The following is a 25,033-nucleotide window of genomic DNA, read 5'->3' on the forward strand; positions in this document are numbered from 1 at the left end:
ATACAAATTATGGCTAAGCAAGAAGGTCCAAGAAATCCGAACACACCACCAAATAGACCCAATTCACAACCTGATAGAGGTAATCCTGGCAAAGGTGGGAATAATATTCCTTCACATAGAAATCCGCCACCTCCGCCGCCGCCAAGACCCAAACAATAACTAGATTATTTCTGGAGGGGCCGGAGGAAATCTCATTCGAGGAATAGTGTTACTGGATGAATGTTTTTCAGGAATGTTTTCTATTGTTTTTTTGTAGAATAAAATTCCTAAAAAATAATACCTCGTGATAGAGTCAAATTGACCTTTGACCCGGTTCGATGGAAAGCGTTCAGTTTCAATTTTAATCATATAACATTTTAATTTATGGAGGGAATATCGATTGATGAAAAAAGATATGACACTGATAGAACATTCAAAATAACGGAAAGTTATACAGGGTGGATCAAGTTAGTTACAACAAGTCTTTCGGCTTTCTTGGGAGTTTTATTTGCTGTTGATGTGCAGACGTCTGGTATTGGAAATAACACGATGCTTTTTGGTTGCATGTGTATTTCGATCGTTGTTTCGATAATATTCGGCTTTCTCGCTTTAGGTACTGAGCCGTTTTTACTGGGTGTATTAGGCCAAAAATATTATTCAAAAGATTTCGATATAGAATTAGAAAGAATCGTAAAAATACTATTAATAATATCAGGGATGTGGCTACTATCGCTACTTGTAACATTTATTATGATGATTTTAATTATTGCAAACAAATTTATTTTATAAGGTTATGGAAGATTATAAAAGAAAAATTGACGAATATTTAAATGAAGCACAAAACCAATTTTTAAGAAATTCATATGGAAACTCACTTGATGATTTGGGTAAAAAATATTCTGATTACAAAGATTTCATATCTGCAGTAGGAGATTTTAAAGTTACCACAGATCAAAATCCTGACGATGTACAGGAATATTTTTTTCAAAGAATAAAAGATATTTATAAAGAATTTTTTGGATGAGAATTTTCAATCATCCTATTAATTGTTTTTCTATTCTTTTTTGAAATAGTTTTCCCAGCTAAAATTATCCTATTAATACGATTGATTTTTTTGTCAATTAAACCTTTTGTTTTCGATAGATCAAATTTTATAAGCATCTGAATTTTTAACAAATATAACTAAAAAAAAGTACAATGTACGTTTTTATGAATCCAGACCAAAACATACTGAAGATAGCGGACCATCAAAAAGCGCTCAACAAAATCACGAACTATCAGTTTGCTGAATCTATTGGTTTGAACCCAAAGAACATTAGCAAAATCAGAAACTCAGAAAAAAATCCGGATAGGAATTATCATTTCACTCTGGAGCAAATCCAAAAAGTAGGAGAGATCTACAATGTAGATATGAACTTTGTATTCGGTCTTTCCGAGAATATGTATAGAAAAACTGGCGTAACATCGAACGTAACGTTACGTAACATTAAAGCAAAAGAAACAACATAAAAAACACGTGTAAACCGCATAAAACCGCCATTTCTTTAGGTAGGGTCTCTCTCATAATCAGGTTGTCCCTGGTTCGAGCCCAGGTGGGACCACCCTTTAAATCAAGCACTTACAGTCTGTAAGTGCTTTTTTTATTATAGTGGGTAACACATAGGTAACACATTTAAGATTATCTAATTTTGTAATTAGTCTCCATTTGAAAGACAATCATTCCCTTTTAATATAATTCTGGTTGATGAATATATTAATGCTTTATTATTACTTGATTGGTGGCTTTTACAAAATGAAAGTAGTTCGATAGAACAAATTCACAGTGATTTAGTGCAGAAAATTCTAAATGGTAAATGATTTAACCAAAACTCTTTTCAATATTTTTGAATTTATAATACGGTCTTGTACCCCACAACCGAAGAAATATCGAAATATTTGGTGGAAGATTTAGAGAGAATTTCACAGTTGTAAAGGATTAAAAACCTAAATTTTTACACTAGCAGATTTGTCATTTTTAGCAAAAAAACTATGTGGTTTTTCGTATATTAAAAGTCTATCTTTGCCGATAAGGGAGCAGAATAAAAATAAATCCTCACACTGATTAGTGAGAATTTAATTGATACATATATCAGAACACTAGATTCTAAATATTACATCCTTGGAATAGATTAGTAATGTAGATCCAAAATAAATTGTATTTTTGCCGCATAACTATGCAAAAACTCCTTCGAGGCTTATTGGTTTTTTCCTTGGTACTGATGTTCTTTTACAATGTCAGTGGCATCAGCACCTGCATAGAACATTTAAACCACGCAGAAAGCCATAGGACTACTAAAAAGGAAGGCAAGAGTGATCAGGATGCTAAGTTTTCACAAGGCGACCACTGTCAATGCGCACTTCACATGCATATGCATAATGTGATCATGCCAGAAAACCTAAGCATTGCTTTTTCTTTACAAGATGCGACAAATAGTGAGATTCCAAAAAAGAAGACCACGTCGTATGATTGTCTTTTGGATTTTTTCAGTTCACGGGCACCACCAAAATCTTTCTCTCCAGCAGTTTAGGTAAAGACCTTACTGCAATCCTTGTTACATATCACGCGTTCTGTGATCATTTACCTATGAAGCTTCATCCGCGCAACTTCAAATCTTAATCATTTTATTTCCCGCAATTGTACAATCGTATGGGATTGATAGTCACGTATAGAGTTATGTAATTCTATCTGTCAGATATTGATTTGGAAAGAGTTGAAATGGACGAGAAGCTTTATAGGGTCATCATTAATCTCAAATAAATTCTCAATACAATGTTTAATTCAACATTAAAACTAATTGTCCGGAAAACTCGGCAGGATCTTCTAAAGGGAAAGGCAAGTCGCATTATCTTGGCAACGGTCTTTTTATTTTGCACCACGAGCATCATTTTGGCATTTACAAAATACCGTGATCAGATTTCCCAAATACAACACCACAGGAAGGAAGTACGGGAAAACTGGGAACACAGACCGGATAAACATCCACACCGGATGGCCCATTACGGTTATCTCGTATTCAGGTCAGCACATCCGCTCAGTATCTTTGACAGTGGACTGGATGATTTTCTCGGAAATGTCATCTTCTTGGAAGCGCATAAACAAAATACAGCCAATATCTCTGAAGCAGGAAGCTCAGGCATTCTTGTTCGGTTTGGTTCATTTAACAGTGCTTTTATCCTTCAAACCCTGGTGCCACTGATCATCATTTTCTTTGGTTATGCACTCGTTTCTCAGGAGAAGGAGAGTGCAACTCTGAAAATTCTCAATCTCCAAGGTGCTTCGGCGAGAGACATATTGTGGGGAAAAGTCCTAGGACTTTGGCAATCCTCTCTTTATTTTTTAATGCCTTTAATTCCTGTGGCTTACATATTTGCTGTGCTAGCAGAGCCTTCTATGTGGGTGGATATCTTAATTAGGGTAATCATGGTCTTGCTTAGTTATACTATGTATTATTTCTTCATTGCAACTATTACTGTGATCATTTCATCCTTCAGTAAAACCTCATCCTTGTCTTTGGTAAGTTCGATCGGTTGTTGGTTGTTGTTGGTTGTATTCCTGCCGAAAACAGTGCAGTTTGCAGCGCAAAATATTTTTCCGACACCATCGCGAATCGCTTTTGAGACAACATTGGAAGAAGAAATTATAAAATCTGGTGATAGCCATAATCCGGATGATCCTCATTTTAAAAAAATAAAAGACTCGCTTTTAAAAAGATATCATGTGGACGAGACGGCCAAATTACCATTTAATTACAGCGGTTTTATCATGAAAGAAGGAGAGAAGATGAGTTCTCAGATCTACACAAGGCATCAAAAAGATCTGCAGGGACAATACATCAATCAATTGAGATTTTCGGAATTATTTGGTTTTGTTGATCCATTGCTAGCTGTCAAAAATTATTCTATGACGGCTGCCGGGACAGATTTTGAAACGTATCAGCGTTTTCAAGATCAAGCCGAGCAATACCGTTATAAAATGGCGCAACATCTCAATGACCTTCAAATTGAAAATATAAGCAACATCAAACCAACATCTGGGCAACCTGCTGCTGTGGTAGACAGTGACCATTGGAAGGAATTCACAGATTTCGAGTACAGATTTTCCAAGGTTGGCGAAACGATCAAAGAACAGATAATACCTTTTGGAATTCTTATATTTTGGTTGATCGCCTGTGCGTGTACCATTGAGATAAGATCCAGAAACCTAAAATTCATCTAAATGAACAATTATTTATTAAAACAGTTTTGGCGTAACAAAGCTTATATACTTTCACTCTTACTCTTGTTTTTTGCTGGATTAATGGCCATCTACACTGGCAAAAAATTCCTTGATAAGAACCAGGATATCATCGCGAAAAGTGCTTCTTATCAAAAGCAGAGCATAGACAAGACCGTGAAATACCACAGTGACGATCTTGGATTAATTCTGTATTATATTAAATTCAATCTGGTAAACGAAACACCAAGATTGTCAGCTTTGAATATTGGCTTGAGAGATATCAATCCATCCATACAGGGCGTCACGATCAGAAATTTGGAAGAGCAACGCTACAATTCTGATTTCTACAATCCTGCAAATGCTGCGGCTGGAAATTTCGACTTCAGTTTTGTGTTGGTTTTTCTCTTTCCATTGATCATCATCGCTTTTTGTTTTAATATGATCTCGGAGGAAGAGGAGAGTGGCAGATGGAAACTTTTGTCCGTACAAAGTAAGAATCTTGGAAAATTGATAGATGCAAAAATGTTGATAAGATCTATGGCGATCACCGCAGTCTATGTATTGTTGCTGATCATCGCGAAGGTTTGGGTCAATATACCAATTGATGCGAACTTCTTGGCTTTTGCTGCACTTGGCTGGCTTTATCTTTCGTTTTGGTTTGCCTTATGCCGATGGATCATTAGTTTCAGAAGATCCTCTGGAGAGAACGCCCTGATTCTTCTTGTTGTTTGGGTCGGAATGAATTTTATTGTGCCTATGAGCAGCAATATCATCATTCAAAAGAATTATCCGGTCAATGAGTCTTTGGATGCCGTAATGCAACAGCGTGAAGGATATCATACGAAATGGGACGAGGCTAAAAAGCCGACGATGGATCGATTTTACAAAGTCTATCCACAATACAAAAATTATAAGGTAGAAGAGACCGCCAGTTCCAGTTGGGTCTGGTATTATGCAATGCAACATATGGGTGATCTGGAATCTTCAAGATCATCAGTAAACTACAGGCAAAAAATGAAAATGCGTAATGAGGCAGCTTCTCTTCTAGGCTACATTTTTCCGAACATCCAATTGCAGCTAGCAACAAGTGCTCTAGCAAAAACGGGAATGGAGAACCATTTGGAATTTGCTGAAGGACTGAGAGCATTCCACGAAAACAAAAGATTGTCATTTTACACGCCTATATTTTCTGGTGCCTCATCGCAAACCATCGACTGGAATGCTTTGAAGGTAGAAGATTTTAAAACTTCGGATCGAATTGATATTTTAAAAATGTTCTTACCGATCATTTCGCTTATTTTTTTACTACTAATCTTATCACAGTTCAAATACAGAAAACTATGTTAAAAACAATCAATCTTCACAAAAAATATAATGATTTCACAGCCCTTGAATCTTTGAACCTTGAAGTTAAGAGTGGCGAGATCTACGCGTTGTTGGGTCAGAATGGCGCTGGTAAAAGTACGACGATCAATATCATCTTAGGTCTGGTACAGCCAACGTCAGGAGATGCATTCATCAATGGTGTTTCGGTAAAACAATCTCCTGAACTTATCAAAAAAGACATTGCTTATATTCCTGAAACAGTATTGCTTTATCCCAATTTGACCGGGATCGAGAACTTGGATTTCTTTTCGAGGATAGCAGGTTTCAAATATTCAAAGGCCGAATTATCCAATTTTCTATCCCGGACAGGACTTCAGACCAATGCTCATAACCAGATGCTGGGTGGCTACTCGAAGGGAATGAGACAAAAGGTGGGAATAGCCATTGCGCTAGCTAAAAATGCCGATCTCCTTTTGCTAGATGAACCAACAAGCGGTCTGGATCCGATCGCGACCGCCGAGTTTACAGAGATTATAAGAGAGTTGGGGCAGATGGGTAAAAGCATTTTGATGGCGACTCACGATATTTTCAATGCGGTGAGTATCGCAACCAATATCGGAATTATGAAAAATGGTGTTTTAGTTCAAAATCTAAAGGCACAGGCTTTTTCTGCAGACGAACTGCAGGAATTGTATTTAAAAACTATATAATGACTATAGCTACAAAGCCGCCTGCAAGCGGCTTTTTTTTATAAATCACCCGTAGAACCAATAGGCTGTCAGTCTCCGAGTGATGAACTGATAGAAACAAAAAATTTTCAGGGTGTCTGCAATAGAATCGAAAGGTTTTCAGATTGATTAATTTTAAACACTGTTTTTAGATGAAAAGGCTTTGAATTTGTAAGCATTAAAAAAAACGGCTATGAAAACTGGATTGGTTTGGTTTAAAAATGATTTAAGACTTCACGATAATGAAGCTTTGACAAAAGGAATAGAGGAATGTGATGAACTTATTTTCTGCTTTGCAATTGAAAAAAGCAATTTCAATAAGCTTGATTTGGGATTTAAAAAATGTGATATCAACCGTTTTAAATTTTTGGAACAGTCCGTTATTGATTTGCAGAAGCATTTAGAAAAACTGGGTGCCCATTTATTGATAAGCTCAGAATCTGCTACTCAATTTCTGCCCGAATTGGTAGAGAAGTATGGGATCAAGGATATTTATGCTGAGGAAGAATATGCAAGCGAAGAGCTCCATCTAATTCAGAAAATTGAAAAGATTTTACCTTCCGTAAATTTTCATTTTTATTGGGGAAAAACGCTGTACCACAAAGATGATATTCCTTTTTCAATTTCAAAGATTCCTTTGTCAAGCAAAGCCTACAGAATTCCCGCAGGAAAAGAGTCCGAGCCTAGAGAAGTGTATAAGACACCGAAAAAATTAAAAGGCGTTTACAATGTCAAGAGTACAAAATTCCCTTCCTATAAAAAAATTGGCTTTACAAAAAAAGAATATGATAATGCACAACCTCTTTTAGAAGGCGGAGAAACCAAAGCATCGGAAAGGCTTCAATATTATACTTTTAAATCCGAACTTCTAACAGGGTACCGATGGACGAGAAACCAGTCGCAGGGATTGGATTACAGTTCAAAATTATCACCATACTTAGCTTTGGGATGCATTTCTCCGAGGGAAATTTTTGACACGGTCAAAAAATACGAAAACAAAATAAAAAAGAACCAAAGCACTTGGTGGCTTGTCTTTGAGCTGGTATGGCGTGACTATTTTACCTTCAAAGGAATGAAATTCGGTGATAAGATCTTCAAGACGAAAGGATATAGAAATAAAGAAATTTCTTTTGACAATGATCAGGGAAATTTCGAGAAGTGGTGTGAGGGGAAAACAGGAATTCCTTTTGTAGATGCACATATGAGGCAGTTAAACAAAACAGGATATATGAGCAATCGCGGCCGAGTCAATTGCGCCAGCTACTTCGTGCACGATCTGAATATTGACTGGACGTGGGGAGCTGCGTATTTTGAAAGCAAACTGATAGACTACGACGTGAGTTCAAACTGGATGAACTGGCATATGCAGGCTTTTGAAATTTACTATACAAACCCCATCCATCAATCGAATAAATATAAAGCGCAGGATTTTATAAGAGAATGGATTCCTGAGTTGAAAGATAGCAATGATATTGAAGTATTGATTCCTTGGGAATTCGATAATTCGGAATATCCCAGACCAATCGAGATCTTTACAAAATGGGAAAGAGCCATTAATTTAATTAAAAAACTTAAAATTTAGAAACTTGATTTTAAATGATTCGGTTTTAAGGAAGATCAAGATTTGAAATTTCGCAGGTATCAAATATTAAAATAGAGTTAAATGTACGTATAGAGGGCAATCTTGCAGAGTAATATGTGTATTTTTATGAAAATGATTTAATAATTACTTTATATGACTTCTTTGCAAAATCCTACAATTAAAGCTGTCTTTTTTGATGTGGACGGAACACTATTCAGCTTCAAAACCAAATCAATTCCCGAGTCGACCAGGATTGCGATAAAGAATCTTCGTGAGAAGGGAATCAAGGTTATCGTTGCCACCGGTCGTTCGGTCAATGATCTTAATCATATTAAACATATTGAGTTTGATGGTTTCCTTACATTTAATGGTGGTCACTGTACTACAGTCGATGGTCAAGTTATGTTCAGAGAGGTGATCAACCCTGATGATATAAAAAATCTAATCAATTACTCGGATAGATCTGATGTGAGTTTTTCATTGATGTATGAAGATAAAGTTAGAATTAGTCATGAGAGTCCAAAAGTCCTTGAATTATATCGTCACGTTGATATTCCTGTACCGCCATTGTTTGATAAAGAGAATTTTGATATTGATAACGTTCTGCAGGTCAATGTTTTTATCGAGCCTGAAAATGATAAATCCTTTATACAAGAAATCATGCCAAATTCTTTGTCTTCAAGATGGACACCGTTATTTGCTGATGTCAATCCGGGAGGAGTAAGCAAACAAGGAGGTGTCGAATATTTTTGTAAACATTTTGATATTGATATTTCTGAAACGATGGCTTTTGGTGACGGTGGAAATGATATTTCTATGCTTAAGTCTGTAAAAATAGGTGTTGCCATGGGGAATGCCGGAGATAGTGTCAAAGAGATCGCTGATTATATTACTGAAGATGTTGATGATCACGGAATCCAAAAAGCTTTGATACATTTTGGGCTATTAGATGAAACTTCGGCAAGTATGGCTGGATAATATATTATGCAAGGAATTTCTTAAATTGTAATTAAGTTAGATGACGTGTTGATAATCAATCTACAATCGTTGACCATTTATGAAACCAGGATCTAAGTAAGATCATTTAAATTTTTTTAGTATATATTGATAATTTTATAATTTATTATCCATCTTCCTCTTCATTCCTGAAATGATGCGTTCTCTATGGATAAAGCCCCAATCTGCTATGGTGTTCGTCAGCTGTTTAAGTGATTCACCGTACTCAGTTATTTGATATTCCACGGCGACAGGTGCGGTGTTCAGTACTTGACGATTAATCAATTCATTAATCTCTAGATCTTTCAACTCACGGCTGAGCATCTTGCCGGAAATGCCTTTTACCTCTTTCAGCAATTCTGAATACCTCATAGGCTTATAGCACAGACAGGCTATGATGGACATTTTCCATCTCCCGTTTAAAATTTCCATTGTATCACTGATCGCCAGTATCTTTTGACTGCAATCCTTTACCAGATTAAATTCTTGTTTCATACTATTCACTTGGTTACCCATTTGTCACTATAACTTTTTGTCACTAAGTTACAAATATACACATTGAACAGATAACTTTGTCCTTTCAATTTATAAATAAAAAAAATGGAATTAATCAAAAATCTGAAATGGCGTTATGCTGTCAAGAAATACTCAGACGAGCAGGTTAGCGAAGACAAGGTCAACCAAATTATTGAAGCCATCAATCTTACCGCCTCGTCCTGTGGAATACAGCCCTATCGACTATTTGTCATCACCAACCACGAAGTAAGAAAAAGGTTGGGAGAAGGGTCTTTCAATGCACAAATTCTTGCATCTTCTCATTTGTTGGTCTTTGCTGGATTCAATGAAATAACCAATGACTACATCAGGAATTATGTTGAGATGACGGAACAGCAGCGAAATTTGGAAAACGGAGCATTGAACGAGCTGAAGGATATGCTAATCGACTATTTCTCTATCCAGACACCCGAGCAAAATGTGATTTGGTCGGATAAGCAAGCTTATATCGCTCTAGGTACAGCCCTCATCGCTGCTGCAGAGTTAAAAGTGGACGCAACGCCTATGGAAGGATTTGACCCCAACCTGTTTGATGAGGTTTTAGGTTTATCAGAACAAGGTCTTCACGCTTCGATTATATTATCATTGGGGTATCGTGATGAAACCAATGATTTTCTGGCAGCCATGCCGAAATCCCGGTTACCCATCAATGAATTTTCGACCAAAATACATTAAAAATGTTTGAATTTGGAGGAATTTCTGTATTTGTTAATCTGAAAATTCTTCATTAACAATAGAAGCCCTGACAAGCATCAGGGCTTATCTATGAATACTTTTTAGTAAATCACAAAAACGAAAAAAAGCTTTGACTCTATCGCTACAAAATGAGCAAAGCGTTTTAATTAATTAGAATCATTTTTTCTATTTATTTTGGTCAGAAGATCTTTTCTGTCTTTTAAATCAAGAATCAAGTAGATGTTTTTAATGTGGTATTTGACAGTGTTTTCAGAAATAAAAAGCTTCTCTGCTATCTCTTTGTTGTAGAATCCCTCTGACATTTTTTCCAGCAGCTGCTTTTGCCTTTCATTCAGAAGTTCAGTTTTTAGGATGCTGTTGTCGTTTTTTATCTTGTGAAAACTGTTGCTGGGAGTAGGCTTCCAGAACCTGCTTCATTTCCTTGATCTCAGCTGGAGCAACAGAATATAGTTGAGTCAATTCTTCTGAAGTTGGTATGTTTAAAATATTATACTCACTATTATGGAGTTGCTAACTCTGTTAGGATACAATTATTATATTCTTGTATCAAAAAAATCAAGACTTTAAAATTAGAATGTATATTGCAGCTTTTATTAAGTAAATATGGATATATATATTGGTATTCAGGAACTAAAAATTTATTAAAGTATACTTAAAAAAATGGCGCCATTTGGCTGTTTGTGAACTTGGCAAGACTTATTTTCGCTTGCTCTTTTAAGAGGTGTTATACTTTCTGATAAATCTTTTTTGAGTATATTATATTTGATTTCGAGTTCATTGTTGTATGATAGATTTATATCTTTTATTATTCCGACAAATAATTTTTTATGTCTAGATGTCTATTAAGTGAACAAACTGTTCTGGTAAATTTCACTGTTGGAGAGAAAGAAATGAAATGGTAGAGTGATAAGAATGGCACAGGAAAATACAAAAGCGAAATTATCAAATTGAAATTGCAAAAAGTTCTAAAGAAAATGACCTTAAAAGTTTTATATTTATTAGATTATCTCAATATAATCTCGGATCTGAATGAATAAATTAATAGGAATAGACGGTTGCAAATTTGGATGGATGGCTGTTTCAACAAGTGACAGCTGTGGACAACTTTTTAAAACACTTAGCGAGCTTGTTTCATTTTACGACGATCAAACTATTTTCTTGATCGATATGCCAATTGGATTGCCTAGTGAAAAGGTAGAAAGAACTTGTGATAGAGATGCTCGAAGGGAATTATCGCCGCAGAGAAAATCAAGTATTTTTCCTATTCCGTGCCGGCAGGCTCTCTACGCAGATAACTACGAAATGGCGAACCAGCTCAATCGTGAGATACTCCAAAAAGGATTATCTAAGCAGAGCTGGTTCATCTGTTCCAAAATCAGAGAGCTGGATCATCTACTGCTTCAAAATGAAAAACTAAGAACTAGATTTAAGGAATCACATCCGGAGTTGGCATTCCATCACCTTAATCAAGGCATTTCAATGGAATTTAACAAGAAGACCGAAGAAGGACAAAAAGAACGGTTGTCTATCCTACTTGAGTTTTCTCAAAATATTGGTGATATTTATAGAAAAACTATTCAAAAATTTTCGCGAATGAATGTAGCAAAAGATGATATTTTGGATGCTCTGTGCTTGGCTGTCACTTTGGAAGAGATGATAAAGAACAACATCTCTTTGGATAGCTCACAATTCGATGAGAAGGGTCTGGGTATGAAGATCAATGTCTTTAGATTTTAGGAGATAAGTGTCTTTATAATAAAAATGATCATCCCAAGACGGATCTGATTTAATTTTGCATTTGAAGTTCCAAAGAACGAATCGCATGGTCTGATAGTTCATATGATGGACTGATGGCAATTTCATTTCGATGACCAATGATGATTCATAACCTCTTAGGTCTATTTTTTGCAATCATCACGAAAAAAATCACAATATCGGACCGATGCCCAAGCCATAAGAAGCACATCAGAAATATATCATTACCTTTAACCGCCATGGACCTACCCAAACATTTCTCCAAACCCAAACTCACATTTGACTATGGTGTGACAGTACCTAGTCTTATTTTTATAATTGGGATCTGTCTCCTGTCAGTCATTTTTCCAACAATGGTCAATTCGATACTGACAGATATAAAGAACTTCATATTTGTCGACCTGAACTGGATCTATGTCTGGTGTGTCACAATCTTCGTGGTATTTCTGGTCTTCCTCTTGTTCAGTAAATATGGGAAGATCAAGTTAGGGCCGAATGAAAGCACGCCGGAATATTCTTTTTTCTCGTGGATCTCAATGCTTTTTGCCGCAGGTATGGGAATCGGACTGATGTATTTCAGTGTTGCGGAGCCGATGCAGCACTATTCGACGGATGCCTTCTCAGAAAGTCACATCATCAGTAGGGCTAAAAATGCTCAGCTTTATACTTTTTTCCATTGGGGCATCCATGCATGGGCTATTTATGGTCTTGTAGGACTATGCCTGGCATACTTCACGTACAGGTACCGCCTCCCACTTTCGCTCCGTAGTTGTCTGTATCCATTGTTGAAGGAAAGAATCAACGGCAAATGGGGAGATGTGATAGATGTCTTCGCATTGTGCAGTACTTTTTTTGGCATTACCACGACGCTTGGGTTCGGCGTAGTGCAGATCAACTCAGGTCTGGAGACCTTGAACATCCTGCCTGATACAGGGGCGATCTACCAATTCATCATCGTGGCGGTTCTGGTATCCGTTGCCGTCTTTTCTGCGACGTCAGGAGTTGACAAGGGAGTTAGGATATTGAGTAACATCAATGTCGTTGCGGTCGTGGTACTACTTGCAATTATATTGATATTAGGGCCTACGGTCTATCTTATAGGGAGCTTCACGTATGGTCTGGGAAATTATATCAATAATTTCTTCGACCTTACATTCAATACGCACGTTTATGAAGAAAAGACCTTACCATGGTTCTACAACTGGACAATTCTGTATTGGGCATGGTGGATATCTTGGTCGCCTTTTGTAGGTCTTTTCATTGCGAAAATCTCCAAGGGTCGGACCATCAGGGAGTTCATTGCCGCCGTATTGATCATCCCAACCTTGTTCAACTTCTTATGGATGTCTGTTCTAGGCAACAGTGCGATCTGGATTGATCTCAATGTTGCAAACGGTGCATTGGGCAACTTGGTCTCAGATCCGGATGCGCTTATGTTCCGATTCCTGGAATATCTTCCATTTTCTGATATCCTTAGCGTTGCAGTGGTTTGTATCATTATGATCTTCTTCGTCACGTCGGCAGATTCCGGGATCCTGGTAATGGATAGCATCTCGACCAAAAATTCCTCACGTTCACCCAAGGTGCAAATGGTCTTTTGGGGAGTTCTCCTTGCGGCACTGGCGTTGATGTTGCTAAATGCCGGAGGATTACAGGCTTTACAGACAATGACACTCATTACGGCGTTGCCTTTTGCCATCATTATGGTATTATTTGTGATATCCCTGATGAAGGCACTGGTTATCGACCATGATTATTATGAAAAGGGACTTTCTGTCTCGACCGTTCCATGGTCAGGTGAATTTTGGAGGCAGCGTCTTAAGACCATTGTCTCATTCAAGACAGAGGAATCGGTGAAAAAATTTATCGAGGAGGAGGCGTTTGCTGCATTCAATGATCTGAGGGATGAGTTGGAAGCCAATGGGATAATTGCTGAGGTCCATTATATCGAGGATTCGAAAAGGGTATATCTTGAAATACGCCATGACATTGTCAATGATTTCATCTATGGCGTGAAGTGTGTGAAGAGAATCGTTTCGGAATATATGGTCGATGACAAAAATCTACCTAATCTGGAAAGTAATGTTACCTACTATCCGCAGACCTATTTCGGGGACTCTCGTGAAGGCTACGATGTTCAGTATTTTACTAAGAATGAATTGATCAGTGATGTGCTCAAACATTATGACCGCTTTCTTAAAATAATCGCCGACCGTTCGAATGAGATGTTTGTAAGCAATGACAGTACTGCTCCGTTGAAATAGAATGGATTTAATGATACTACACAACAACTCCAATATTCTTTAAATGTTCATATTGCTTTTTTTTGAAAAATGCAGTTTCATTACGACAAATTCGATAACTTAAATGAATGAAAAAAAAGGATCAGATCAAACCATATACAATCAGAAACATCATCAACTACAGAAAGCTCGACTGGAGTATTTCAGATGAGTTCCTGTATCTTACAGATGTACCGGAGATCTTCGAACCTTTTGAAATGAAACCGCATTATTTTGCCTATGGGATCATCAATTCCGGTAGCATCACAATTGAAGTGGATTACCAGAAATTTCTGATAGATGAGCGTTCATTATTGATCTACCGTCCTGATCAAAATGTAAAGGTAACTAAGATAGAAGCTGGTACAAAGGGAATGTTTGTACTATTTACGAAAAAGTTTACGGATTATCTTTTCGAAAGTTTCTTCTCCATCGCGCCCAATTCCTTTCTGAAAAATAAGTTCGGTTCACAGGTTGTAATTTCTAAGGAAGATCACTCGAAAATGAATACATTGTTTGCACGCACACTGGATTTTTTAATTGCTTCGGAAGCAGACAATGAGAGATGGATCTACTCAGCTAAAAGTATGCTTCTGGCATTGATCAACGAAAGTGATTTTTTGGTAAACAGATACATCGAAAACAGAAACACCAATCATCAACCTCGTGAGGAAGAGATCGGTTACAGTTTCAAAAAACTGGTTTCAAAGCACTACTTAACCTTTAGAAATATTGAATTTTACGCCCAAGAACTGAACATCACAACTAATTATCTGCATAAAATTATAAAAAGTCAGTTTTATCAAACTCCTGCTGAAATCATCAATGCGGCACTCCTGTCTGAATGCAAAATGCGTCTGTCAGATCCTAATGCGTCAATAGGTCAGATCGCTGATGATCTGCAATTCAACAATATTCAATCCTTCAGCCGGTATTTTAAAAAGCAGACTGGTAATACACCCACTTCATTTCGTAAACACAATGTTTTGATGGTTCCATAAAATGATAAACATTGTCCAGTTGTAGATAACTGTTTGTAGATCATTAATTTGTAATTTTATATCATAACAAAATATAGAATTCATATGGAACGATTAAAAGGAAAAATAGCAATTATTACCGGTGCATCCCAAGGAATGGGAGAGTCGCACGCAAGAAAATTTATTGAAGAAGGAGCTAAAGTGATACTTACTGATCTCAATGAAGAAAAAGGAAAAAAGATTGCTGATGAGTTAGGTGAAAATGCTCTGTTCGTAAAGCACGATGTTTCGGATGCAGAGCAATGGAAAGATGTTGTGGCGAAAGGTGAAGAGAAGTTTGGACCGATCAATGTTCTAGTCAATAATGCAGGGATTTTAGGGCCAATAAAAACGGTAACCGAAATCACGGAAGAAGAATACCTGAAGGTAATTGAAATCAATCAAAATGCTGTCTTCTATGGAATGAAATATACGATACCGTCGATGCAGAAGGCTGGTGTAGGTTCAATTGTAAATATTTCGTCAGTTGCCGGAATAGTAGCAATCCCGGGATATCCAAGCCTGGCCTACACGGGCAGTAAATTTGCTGTCAGAGGTCTTACAAAGGCAGCCGCAGTAGAATATGGTAAAGAAAATATCAGAGCCAATTCAGTGCATCCAGGATATATCAAAACTCCAATGATGGTGGAAGCCACTGGCGAAGACGGAAGCGGAGCAGCAGATGTTACGCCTCTGGGCAGAATGGCAGATGCAAATGAAGTTAGTAATCTGGTGGTATTTTTAGCCTCTGATGAATCATCATTTCTCACAGGGACAGAGCAGGTCATAGACGGCGGAATGAGCATTCAATAGTTCATTGTTTGTTGCTAAATATTACTTTTTTTTTAATAGCGTCACTTTGATAAAAGTGGCGCTATTTATTTGGTCTAACAATTTTTCTCAGACAATCGATCTGTGATAGTAGTCTCCGTAAAATTGTGCTAAAACTTACTACTTCTGTATCAACAAACTATTATTTAAAATTCGAACTTTGCACTGTAAACAAGATGGAACAATTTGCAGATTATGAAACATTATAAAGACATAAGCACTTTCAACAAGGATATCGGAGTGGAAAGCCCGGAACATCCTTTGTTCAGCGTAACCTTTGGTCACAAAAGTGATGGTGGAATTGAGGATATTATTTTCAGTGCCGATTTTTATATTATTTCTTTTCAGACATTTATTTCAGGAGATATTACTTACGGGAAAAAAGAATTTGACCATCAAAGAGGGAAGATGACTTTTTTTCGGCCTAATCAAACGGTTACCTTTAAAAATGTAAAGGCGGAGGATGGCTGCTTTTTGATAGCGGTCAAAGAAGATTTTGTTTCCGGCACCTTTCTGTTCAGTGAATTGAAGAACTATGGTTATTTTGATTATGAAACCAAGGAAGCTCTGTATCTTACGCCTAGTGAGGAAGATATCATCTGGAATCTTGCGCGGACTATGCACAAAGAATCCTACAATAACACAGATGATTACACCAAACAAATTCTTCTGGCGCATCTTGGAACTTTATTGACGTATTCTCAGCGATTTTATAAAAGACAGTTTATCAATCGCATTGAAGCGACTGGTGCTTATGCCGGAAGATTTCAGCAGGAGCTTGATAGATACTACAATGAAAGAATAGTAAGTCAGGCAGGCAGGTCTTCCAACGGTTTCCTATATGGCAGAGAAACTTAATCTTTCTTCCCGGTATCTAAGTGACCTTCTCAAACAGGAAACGGGTAAAACAGCAATCGAGCTAATCCATATGTACCTCATAAAAGAAGCAAAAAATCTATTGATTGAAGGAAAAATGAATATTTCTGAAATTGCATTTTCTTTAGGATTTGAAAATTCCAATTATTTCGCAAGGCTTTTCAAAAAAGAGGTAGGTGTGTCGCCAAATGCCTTTAAATATAGCGGTCTAAATTAATTTTTTTTTCGTGAAATTCTTTACCTGCAGGCAACTGGGGTGAGCTGCGCTTTTGTCTTAATCAAGTTAAATATCAATTAGTAATAAGAGTTTAAATTAAATTATAATGAATACAGAAACACAACAACTATTCGAACCTTTTTCTTTTAAGAAAGGAATCAAAGTCAAAAACCGAATTGCAATGTCACCTATGACAACTTGGTCCAGCAATGATGATTATTCCGTCGCAGAAGAAGAGATCAGGCACTACGAGGCGCGTAGCGGAAATGTCGGTTTGGTCATCACTGGCTGTACAAGAGTAATGGCAAATGGAATTGGTTTTACCAATGAATATGCAGCTTACGATGATTCCTTTTTACCAGGTCTCAAAAAGCTCGCGATTGCTGCGAAAAAGGATGGCGCACCCGCCATACTTCAAATCTATCACGCAGGTAACAAGGCAGTGCTGGATTTGATCCCAGATGGTACTTCTGTCAGCGCAAGTACTGTCGCCTTGGCACCATCTGCATTGTATGCTGGCGGGGTGGAATCACGGGAATTGACAAATGATGAAATTCTGGAAATGATAAAGGCCTTTGGTGAGACGACGCACAGAGCTATCAAGGCTGGCTTCGACGGAATAGAATTACACGGCGCTCACGGATTCCTTTTGCAGAATTTCTTTTCACCCTATTACAATCAGCGGACAGACCATTGGGGCGGAACAACTGAAAAAAGAATGAACTTTGCATTGGAAGTTATAAAAGAGGTAAAGGAAATCATTGCAAAATATGCTGACCGTCCGTTCCTTATTGGCTTCAGGATATCACCGGAAGAGCCGGAAAGTTATAGGGTAAGAGATATATTCCCATTGATCGATAAGCTGGTCAGTTCTGGCATTGACTATCTCCACGTATCTCTAGCGGATCTGCTACATCAGAAACCGGTGGGTGAAGAAAGTGGTGATTCAACGATACTAAGTTTGATACTTGATCACGTTGACAACAGAATTCCTGTAATCTCAGCAGGCGGTATCAAACAAGGTGACGATGCGGTAAAGGCGATCAATATGGGACTATCTCTGGTTGCCGTTGGACACGGATTGATTATTAATCCTGATTGGGTTGAACTTGTAGCAAAAGGGGACAAGACCAATGAGGTTCTAAATCTTTCGAAGGCCGACGAGCTTGCTGTTCCAAAAAAACTTCAGGCTTTTATCAAAGTTGCGACAGGTTTCTTTAAAGTAGTTGATTAGTAATTGATCTTACATAATTTAATTTAAAGAATATTTTAAATAGATAGGGACGAAGTAGTGAACCGTATTTTTTAAACCTTGCATCATAAAGTTGCAAGGTTTAAAAATATAATTTGATAAGAGATTTGAAGTGTCTTAACTACTGCAATTATTTTTGACTAAAATCAAATAATATCTAATTATTTATTATTAATATTAATAAAAATAAAAGCCCATTCAACAGGGAATGGACTTTAACACAAATAAAAATGAATGAATTATTTTTTAATCACTTTAAACGATTTTTCACTTCCGTTTTCCATTTGAAGTTTGATAACGTACAATCCGGAATTTAAGTTCGAGAGGTCAATTGCAGAAGAAGCAGCAATAGATTTAATTTGTCTTCCTGCAGTATCAAAAACTGAAATAGATTTTGCACCTTTCACATCCGAGATATTCAGGATATCAGTTACAGGATTTGGATACACAAAGACTTTTGATTTGCCAATTTCTGTTGTCGCCAAAGTTGCATCTGCCAATACATTTAAAGTATAATCTTCTGCCTGGCCGAAGTTTCTGGCTATGTCACAAGGATTTGTAAAATTGCTTGTTGCCAGTGGAGCGGAATATGACCATTCTTTTTTGATACGCATTCTCGTTTGTCCCAATTTCGCATCAGAAGGGATAGCGATGTTTCCTAAAGCTGTCTTACCATCCTCACCAGTCGAATTGTCTATGAATAGAGATCCATCTCCAAAATAAACTTCTCCAGCATCATTCAGGCTTCCATTCTGATTCCAATCAACGAAGACGACAAAGAAAGATTTCTTTCCGTCATTGGAATCACTTTTTCCTGAAACAGTCAATTCTGACGTAGTTCCTGCTTTTACTTGTCCGGTAATATTGGTGAAATTTTCATAGGCAGATGTTCCATTCAAAACGGCACTACTGGAATTGTTGATTCCTCCAAAAGTAATGTTGGTGATAGGCTCAACGGTCGGAAATAATGGCGTACAGAATGCAAAATCGTTGGTTGAGAAAGTGATTTCCTGACATCCAGTTGCATCTCCGATATTGTTTGTGGGTATTACTCTTAGATAGTATGTTTTATTCCTATCCAGATTCGCAACATAAGATAAGCCTGTGACAATAGTTCCATTGACAAGTTCGGAACCTCCTGCAGTGTTACCCAAATATACTTTGTAATTTGTTGCATTGTTGGCGGCAGGCCAGTTGATTGTTACTGGATTAGGAGCTACACTTATTGATGAATTGGAAGGAACTGTGATGGTCGTGCAATCTGGCGCAACTGTCGGTGCAGCGTAAGTAAATTCATAAGCGCCAAGATCCGGTGTTGCGGCATTTCTTGTTGTGCCGGCAAAGTCGGTCGTAAAATTTTCGATGTTAGTGCCTTTATTATCCAGAAGTTCGTTCGCTGGTGCGCTTCCATTGATCTTAAGGAAATCCGCGTCGGTTCCGGAAACTGATAAAAACTGTGGTACTAGACTGATAGAGTTTGCTTCGCGAGTTGATACTAAAGTTTTGAAATCTTCCAGGTTGTACTTTGTAGTTCCATTGAAATAAACAAAACCATTGACGCCAACTGCAAAATCGTTGTTATCCGATGTCAAAGCATAATTCTCCAAATTGACTGCGGATGTTCTCCTGAATGCACTTGTTGTGCCCGTGCCATTGGGAGTAGAAGTGTTTACAATAATGTTGTTTCTAAGGCTTAGTGCGCCATTGGTCGCATTGACGTTATAAGCGTGCAGTATTCCTGTTGAGCTGAAATTCGTACCATTCGATACAGCATTTAAATTCACAGTATTGTAATAGACGTTCAATTTGGAAGTTGCTCCAGTTGCAGCAAGGTTGATCCCTGCCAAACTTACACTTGTCCCATTTGCGGTAGGTGTTTTCACATCAGAGATCAGATTATTGAATATGTTGGTTGTAGTATTGGCTGTAGAACCACCAACATAAAGTCCATAGGCATTTCCTCCATTTCCATTTGAAACAATATCGCTGATCTTATTATTAGAAATATTGGTGCTAAGAGCTGTCCCGCTCAGATAGATAGCACTCGCATTGGAAAACGAGCCTGATGTTGATAGATTTCTGACAATATTATTGGTGATGTTGGAAAATGTTCCCGTGGTAGAAGCATACAATCCTTGAACGGTATCGACACCATAGATAGAAATGTCATTACCATTAGCAGTAAGAGTTCCACTTGCATTCTGAACATAAAGTCCATAGGCGGCACTTCCTCCATTGAAACTTCCTGTTCTAACTTTTATGATATTACTGTTTGCAGTCAAGTTCATTCCTGATGAATTCGCATATATTCCATAATGCTGGGTACCAACATTATTATCAGCATTTCCAAATGCATTAATTACATTGTTGTTTGTCGTAAATGTAGCGTTTGTTCCCGAAACAAATATTCCCACAGTTCCTTTTCCGTTCAGTGAAAAGTTGATGGTGTTGTGGGAGACATTCAGGTTATTTTGAGCTGTATGATTGAAGCCGTAATTGTTATTGACATAGGCACCACCTGCAACGCCGCCAATATCCGACAATGTATTTCCTGTTGCTGCGGAAGATCCTCCAATATCATTTCCCTGATCAAAAAGCGTGTAAGGAGCTGGCGCAAAAGTATAACCAGCAAACATAATAGCGGAGCCCAATGATTTTTCAATCGTATTGCTGTAGATTTTGTTGTAACTATGTGTGCCTTCCAAAGTTGCAGGGTTCACTGCCGTGCCTGTTGCACTTTGATGTGCAAAATAGATTCCGATCGCTGTGTTGTTGAAGTTTCTTAGGAATGTTACTTTGCTGTTTTTGATGGTGTTGTAATTACATCCATCTGTGCCAGTCAGATTGTAAAAAGCAAAACCCCGCTCATTGAGAGTGACTGCTGTTGTATTGGCTGTATTTTCTTTTAAGTCAATTCCATCAATGGTCATATGATCTACGCCGGAAAATTTAAAGATTGCATCCACAGTGGTCGACGTTCCCGTATTTCCTGTAAACAAAGGATTAGCTCCTGAACCATTTTTTTGAATGACCAAAGGATTTGCTGACGATAGAGTGGCGTTTAATACAGTGCTTCCCAATTGAAATCCACCTGCCGGTGCTGTTTCTAAATAACCTGCTGGTATGTTCAATGTTACGCCTCCAGATCCTACACCTTTTGTATTAAGATCAGCAAAGGCATCGGATAGGGTAGTGTAATCGGTGCCGATCGTTTTTGATCCTGTAACCTGGGCTGATGCTAATGCTCCAAGCGCTATTAAGCTAGTTAATAAAATTCTTCTCATAGTTGTTTATTATGTAATTGTAATATTCGTCTAAATATCATTGAATGTTTATGATATTTTTATTTTTAATGCTAAAATATTATGTATTTCGTAAGTGTGAATTTTTGAAAGAAAAAGCTGCCTAATTTTACTTAGACAGCTTTCCTATCTTCATTTTTACTTGAAATTGATATGATTATTTTTTGATCACTCGGAAAGATTTGGTTGTTCCATCTTCCAAAGAAGCTTTGAAAATGTAAACTCCTGTCGGAAGTTTATCAGTAGAAACTTGTCCGTTTGACATATTAGGTTTCAATTGCTTCACCTTTTGTCCAGACATACCAAAGATCTCTATACTTTCAACTTTTTTAGTAGAATCGAAGTTTAATACATCTTTCACAGGATTTGGATAGAATTTGAAGTCTTTTCCAGTGATCTCACTTGTGGCAAGATCAGAAGCTGTACAAGTACCTTTCAATTCGTAGACAAAATCACTTCCTGTTGGTGACGAATTCCAAGCGCCATCCTCAAACAACATCATTGGTTCACCGATTACGCCTGACGTAGATGCTTCCCAGCCAATTGCATCGGATTCCATAGACATCCAGTATTTACCAGCTTCCAGGACAACTTCCTGATTCAATTTGACTTCATATTTATGAGCCCAGTACGGTAATGGTAGCCATTGTGTACCCGTGGTATCATCTACAATTGAACTGCCTACTGCTAAAAGTTCTTCTCCGGGTTGTCCATTGTCATCCTTGTAGAATTTGAAACTGAAAGAAGTGGCAAAATTTACTGTAGTTGGAAGCACTGACTTAATAGTAAACTTAGTTCCGACAGGCACATCTATATCTACAGCAGCGACTCCAATCCAGCCTTCTTCTTTATTATTGGATGGTACTTCCTTACCACACGCATTAGGATCAGTCACATAAATCATAGAAGTTGCATAGCTGCCATCAACAGGATTAGTTACTCTGACCTTAGCAATACCGGAAGCAAGTCCTGTTACTAATCCGTTGGAGTTCACTGATATAAAGTTATTTCCTTCTACAACTGACCAATTTACATTTGTAGTAATGTTTCCATTTAATTTTGCCTCCAACTGAACTGTTTGACCAATCAAAATCTGAGTGTTCTGCCCTTGGACAGCACCTACTGTCAACGGCATCGGCATACAATTTCCAACAATCGCGAAGGCGCCATTGAATCCGCCATCATTCGCAACAATCCATCCATTGCCATCTAACCTATCCTGGTAAAAATCAGATCCTAACTCTTCACTTACCGTAGCATCCCAAAATACTGAAGAACCATCTTGTCCTGTAGCCGAAGGGCTTAACCAATAAGTACCTTCATTAAAAGATACTGGTTGAGAAAGGTAGAATTCGACCTCGTAATGAGCGAGACCAGCAATGTACTCTTTAAGGTATTTTTGACTTGTAGGCACGACATTTAAGACAGATGCTATTTCTTTCCCTGGCTGGCCATTGTTTTTGGTGTCTAGAAATTTGAAATCAAAAGAGCCTAGGGCTGAGGTATCTGAGGATATAACGTTGAGTCTAATTTTTGTCACTTCAAATTTGCTTCCTGCCGGAACAATGAAGTCATCCGCGCCTTTACGGACGTTTTTTGTAATGGTCAATCCTGTACCAAAGAAATTAGTATTAACCGCTTGTCTGCATCCATTTTTGAAAACATCTACACGGATCTCATCATATAATGCACTCTTTGTATCAGTAGCGCGAATGACAGCAAACCCTTCGCCTAAGCCAGTAACTTTTCCAGTTGCATCTACACTTGCAATATTAGCACCTTGTGTAACGCTCCAGTTGACATACTGGTCTGCTTCAACAGGTAAGGTCTTTGAGATTAACTGCAATGTTCCTCCGATAGAGTAAATCTCCTTAGGAACGTCATCTAAGGTTGAAACTTTTACAGAAGCCGCCGCCACGGGACTATTCTGATTGGTAATGGTAACATCAATCTCATCAAAAACTGCAAAATTAAGCGCAGATGTTGCCTTGATCTTTACGATAGCGTTAGAAGCAATTGCTGTAACCAAACCAGTTTGGCTAACAGTTGCAAATGTACTTCCTTCCTCAACACTCCAAACTACATCTTGACTTGCATTCGACGGATTCACAACAGAATTTAATTGTAATGTTCCTTTATCAACATTGATTGTAGCAGGAGCATTGTTCTGTGTGCTTACTTCTAGAGTGGTTGGCGCCACAACGGCCAGATTAAGTTTTTTTACACATAATTTCAGCAAAACAGAATCTACATAAGCCAGGTACAGATCACCATTGCTTGTCACAGCCAGTGAATTAAATAAGCCTTGTCCCTGAGATGCATAACCTGTTCCTACCTGACTCCAAGTGTTAGTCGTCTCATCATAGCCCATCACATAATTTCTAAGCGTGTCTGCATTTTCCCAGTTACTTACGGCTACATATAATTTATTGTTTGTGCCAATTGCTATACTTGCATATTTTGTTCTTCCTGGAGAAAAGTTAAGCGGACCTACCTGAGACCAGGCAGTACCATTGAACTTCTTTACATTCAATTTATTGCCACCGGCAGTGCCAGAAGCATAAGCTACGTAAACATTGTTGTTGCTGTCTGTTGCAAGTGAAGAATAATATTCATCGTTGGTAGGTGACGAGGCAAGGTCTGCAACACCGCCAGCTGGCTGCCAGGCATCTGTTGCAGTGGCATTTTGATCGTTCACATATACATGAAGATAACCTGCAGTGTTGAAACTGACATATATTTTACCGTCTGTTGTGGAGACCATGTCAACAAAAGCCGGTAGTCCATTAGCAAAACCTGAATTTCCGACTTGTACCCAAGCTCCATTAACTAATTTTTTTACCGTTCCATTTGCTTCGTTGTTTACAACAAATAATGTGTTGTTTGCGGAAATAGTCGAGGAATTGTAGTTAATGACCGCATTTGTAACATTTGGTAATGATACCCAAGCATTATTTTGAAACACCCTAGCCTGATGCCCTACTTCTGGTGTACCCGCTTGATTTAAAAAATAAGGTACTCCCTGATTGTTTACCGACAGAGAGTTGTATCCGGCAGTGGTAGTTGTCATCCCTTGATTTCCAACATACGACCAAGAAGTGCCGTTGAATTTCTGTACCGAGCCCTTGAATGCTGCGGCATCGTAGTAGCCTACATATAAATTGTCCTGAAAGTCATTTACCATGGTAAGACGTCCGGCATTTCCGGCAGAGATGCCGGCTGAACTTCCGACTGATTCCCATACTTGAGCTCTTGTACTATTAAAAAGTAGTAAGCAGAGCAACGAAGAAAAAAATAATAATGATTTTTTCATAAAAAAGGTTGCATTATAAAATTGTGAATAGAATTGGCCTTATTGCCATCACAAATATATATTACAGAG

20 protein-coding genes are annotated in these 25,033 nt (G+C 37.8%); 17 read left to right on the forward strand and 3 right to left on the reverse strand.

The genetic code is table 11. From position 1 onward, the window contains the following. Positions 1 to 9: 9 nt before the first annotated feature. The 9 genes from PQ459_10305 (at position 10) to PQ459_10345 (ending at position 8,848) form a co-directional block, all read left to right on the forward strand. Positions 10 to 159, forward strand: coding sequence for a hypothetical protein (locus PQ459_10305; GenBank protein ID WDF45288.1), 150 nt, complete (start codon positions 10 to 12; stop codon positions 157 to 159). Between the two features lie 204 nt (positions 160 to 363). Then, positions 364 to 768: a hypothetical protein gene (locus tag PQ459_10310; protein ID WDF45289.1), complete on the forward strand. Its 405-nt coding sequence runs from the start codon at positions 364 to 366 to the stop codon at positions 766 to 768. A gap of 4 nt (positions 769 to 772) precedes the next feature. After that, a complete protein-coding gene (locus PQ459_10315) occupies positions 773 to 1,003 on the forward strand; it encodes a hypothetical protein (GenBank protein ID WDF45290.1) in 231 nt (76 codons plus the stop codon). 185 nt (positions 1,004 to 1,188) lie between these two features. Further along, entirely contained in the window at positions 1,189 to 1,488 is a 300-nt protein-coding gene (locus tag PQ459_10320) for a hypothetical protein (protein ID WDF45291.1), read from the forward strand. 1,300 nt (positions 1,489 to 2,788) lie between these two features. Then, a complete protein-coding gene (locus PQ459_10325) occupies positions 2,789 to 4,234 on the forward strand; it encodes a DUF3526 domain-containing protein (protein WDF45292.1) in 1,446 nt (481 codons plus the stop codon). Next, positions 4,235 to 5,581, forward strand: a complete 1,347-nt coding sequence (locus tag PQ459_10330; GenBank protein WDF45293.1) for a DUF3526 domain-containing protein — start codon at positions 4,235 to 4,237, stop codon at positions 5,579 to 5,581. It begins immediately after the preceding gene. After that, positions 5,575 to 6,270, forward strand: a complete 696-nt coding sequence (locus tag PQ459_10335) for an ABC transporter ATP-binding protein (GenBank protein ID WDF45294.1) — start codon at positions 5,575 to 5,577, stop codon at positions 6,268 to 6,270. The genes PQ459_10330 and PQ459_10335 overlap by 7 nt, the downstream gene beginning before the upstream one ends. Before the next feature lie 211 nt (positions 6,271 to 6,481). Continuing rightward, positions 6,482 to 7,870 (forward strand): DASH family cryptochrome, encoded by a 1,389-nt coding sequence (locus PQ459_10340; GenBank protein WDF45295.1) that lies wholly within the window; start codon positions 6,482 to 6,484, stop codon positions 7,868 to 7,870. A gap of 153 nt (positions 7,871 to 8,023) precedes the next feature. Then, positions 8,024 to 8,848, forward strand: coding sequence for a Cof-type HAD-IIB family hydrolase (locus PQ459_10345; GenBank protein WDF45296.1), 825 nt, complete (start codon positions 8,024 to 8,026; stop codon positions 8,846 to 8,848). Between the two features lie 135 nt (positions 8,849 to 8,983). Here the strand turns inward: PQ459_10345 and PQ459_10350 are convergent, their stop codons facing one another. Further along, on the reverse strand, positions 8,984 to 9,361 hold the full coding sequence (locus PQ459_10350; GenBank protein WDF45297.1) for a helix-turn-helix domain-containing protein: 378 nt from the start codon (positions 9,359 to 9,361) through the stop codon (positions 8,984 to 8,986). Positions 9,362 to 9,466: 105 nt separating this feature from the next. Here PQ459_10350 and PQ459_10355 point away from each other — a divergent pair, with 105 nt between their 5' ends. The 8 genes from PQ459_10355 (at position 9,467) to PQ459_10390 (ending at position 18,331) form a co-directional block, all read left to right on the forward strand. Continuing rightward, positions 9,467 to 10,096 carry a nitroreductase family protein gene (locus PQ459_10355; GenBank protein WDF45298.1) on the forward strand — a complete coding sequence of 210 codons (630 nt, stop codon included), beginning with the start codon at positions 9,467 to 9,469 and terminating at the stop codon, positions 10,094 to 10,096. 1,050 nt (positions 10,097 to 11,146) lie between these two features. Then, a complete protein-coding gene (locus PQ459_10360) occupies positions 11,147 to 11,854 on the forward strand; it encodes a DUF429 domain-containing protein (GenBank protein WDF45299.1) in 708 nt (235 codons plus the stop codon). Between the two features lie 257 nt (positions 11,855 to 12,111). After that, positions 12,112 to 14,136 carry a BCCT family transporter gene (locus PQ459_10365; GenBank protein ID WDF48716.1) on the forward strand — a complete coding sequence of 675 codons (2,025 nt, stop codon included), beginning with the start codon at positions 12,112 to 12,114 and terminating at the stop codon, positions 14,134 to 14,136. 107 nt (positions 14,137 to 14,243) lie between these two features. After that, positions 14,244 to 15,155: a helix-turn-helix transcriptional regulator gene (locus PQ459_10370; GenBank protein WDF45300.1), complete on the forward strand. Its 912-nt coding sequence runs from the start codon at positions 14,244 to 14,246 to the stop codon at positions 15,153 to 15,155. Positions 15,156 to 15,239: 84 nt separating this feature from the next. Beyond that, on the forward strand, positions 15,240 to 15,986 hold the full coding sequence (locus tag PQ459_10375; GenBank protein WDF45301.1) for a glucose 1-dehydrogenase: 747 nt from the start codon (positions 15,240 to 15,242) through the stop codon (positions 15,984 to 15,986). A 213-nt stretch (positions 15,987 to 16,199) separates the two neighbouring features. Continuing rightward, positions 16,200 to 16,862 carry a hypothetical protein gene (locus PQ459_10380; GenBank protein ID WDF45302.1) on the forward strand — a complete coding sequence of 221 codons (663 nt, stop codon included), beginning with the start codon at positions 16,200 to 16,202 and terminating at the stop codon, positions 16,860 to 16,862. Continuing rightward, positions 16,846 to 17,097, forward strand: a complete 252-nt coding sequence (locus PQ459_10385) for a helix-turn-helix transcriptional regulator (protein ID WDF45303.1) — start codon at positions 16,846 to 16,848, stop codon at positions 17,095 to 17,097. Before PQ459_10380 ends, PQ459_10385 begins: the two co-directional genes overlap by 17 nt. A 106-nt stretch (positions 17,098 to 17,203) precedes the next feature. Next, positions 17,204 to 18,331, forward strand: a complete 1,128-nt coding sequence (locus PQ459_10390) for an NADH-dependent flavin oxidoreductase (GenBank protein WDF45304.1) — start codon at positions 17,204 to 17,206, stop codon at positions 18,329 to 18,331. 257 nt (positions 18,332 to 18,588) lie between these two features. Here the strand turns inward: PQ459_10390 and PQ459_10395 are convergent, their stop codons facing one another. Further along, positions 18,589 to 21,633, reverse strand: a complete 3,045-nt coding sequence (locus PQ459_10395; GenBank protein ID WDF45305.1) for a T9SS type A sorting domain-containing protein — start codon at positions 21,631 to 21,633, stop codon at positions 18,589 to 18,591. 175 nt (positions 21,634 to 21,808) lie between these two features. Further along, positions 21,809 to 24,964: an Ig-like domain-containing protein gene (locus PQ459_10400; GenBank protein WDF45306.1), complete on the reverse strand. Its 3,156-nt coding sequence runs from the start codon at positions 24,962 to 24,964 to the stop codon at positions 21,809 to 21,811. Between the last annotated feature and the right edge of the window lie 69 nt (positions 24,965 to 25,033).

Source organism: Chryseobacterium sp. KACC 21268, assembly GCA_028736075.1.
In the GTDB taxonomy this organism is placed as follows: domain Bacteria; phylum Bacteroidota; class Bacteroidia; order Flavobacteriales; family Weeksellaceae; genus Epilithonimonas.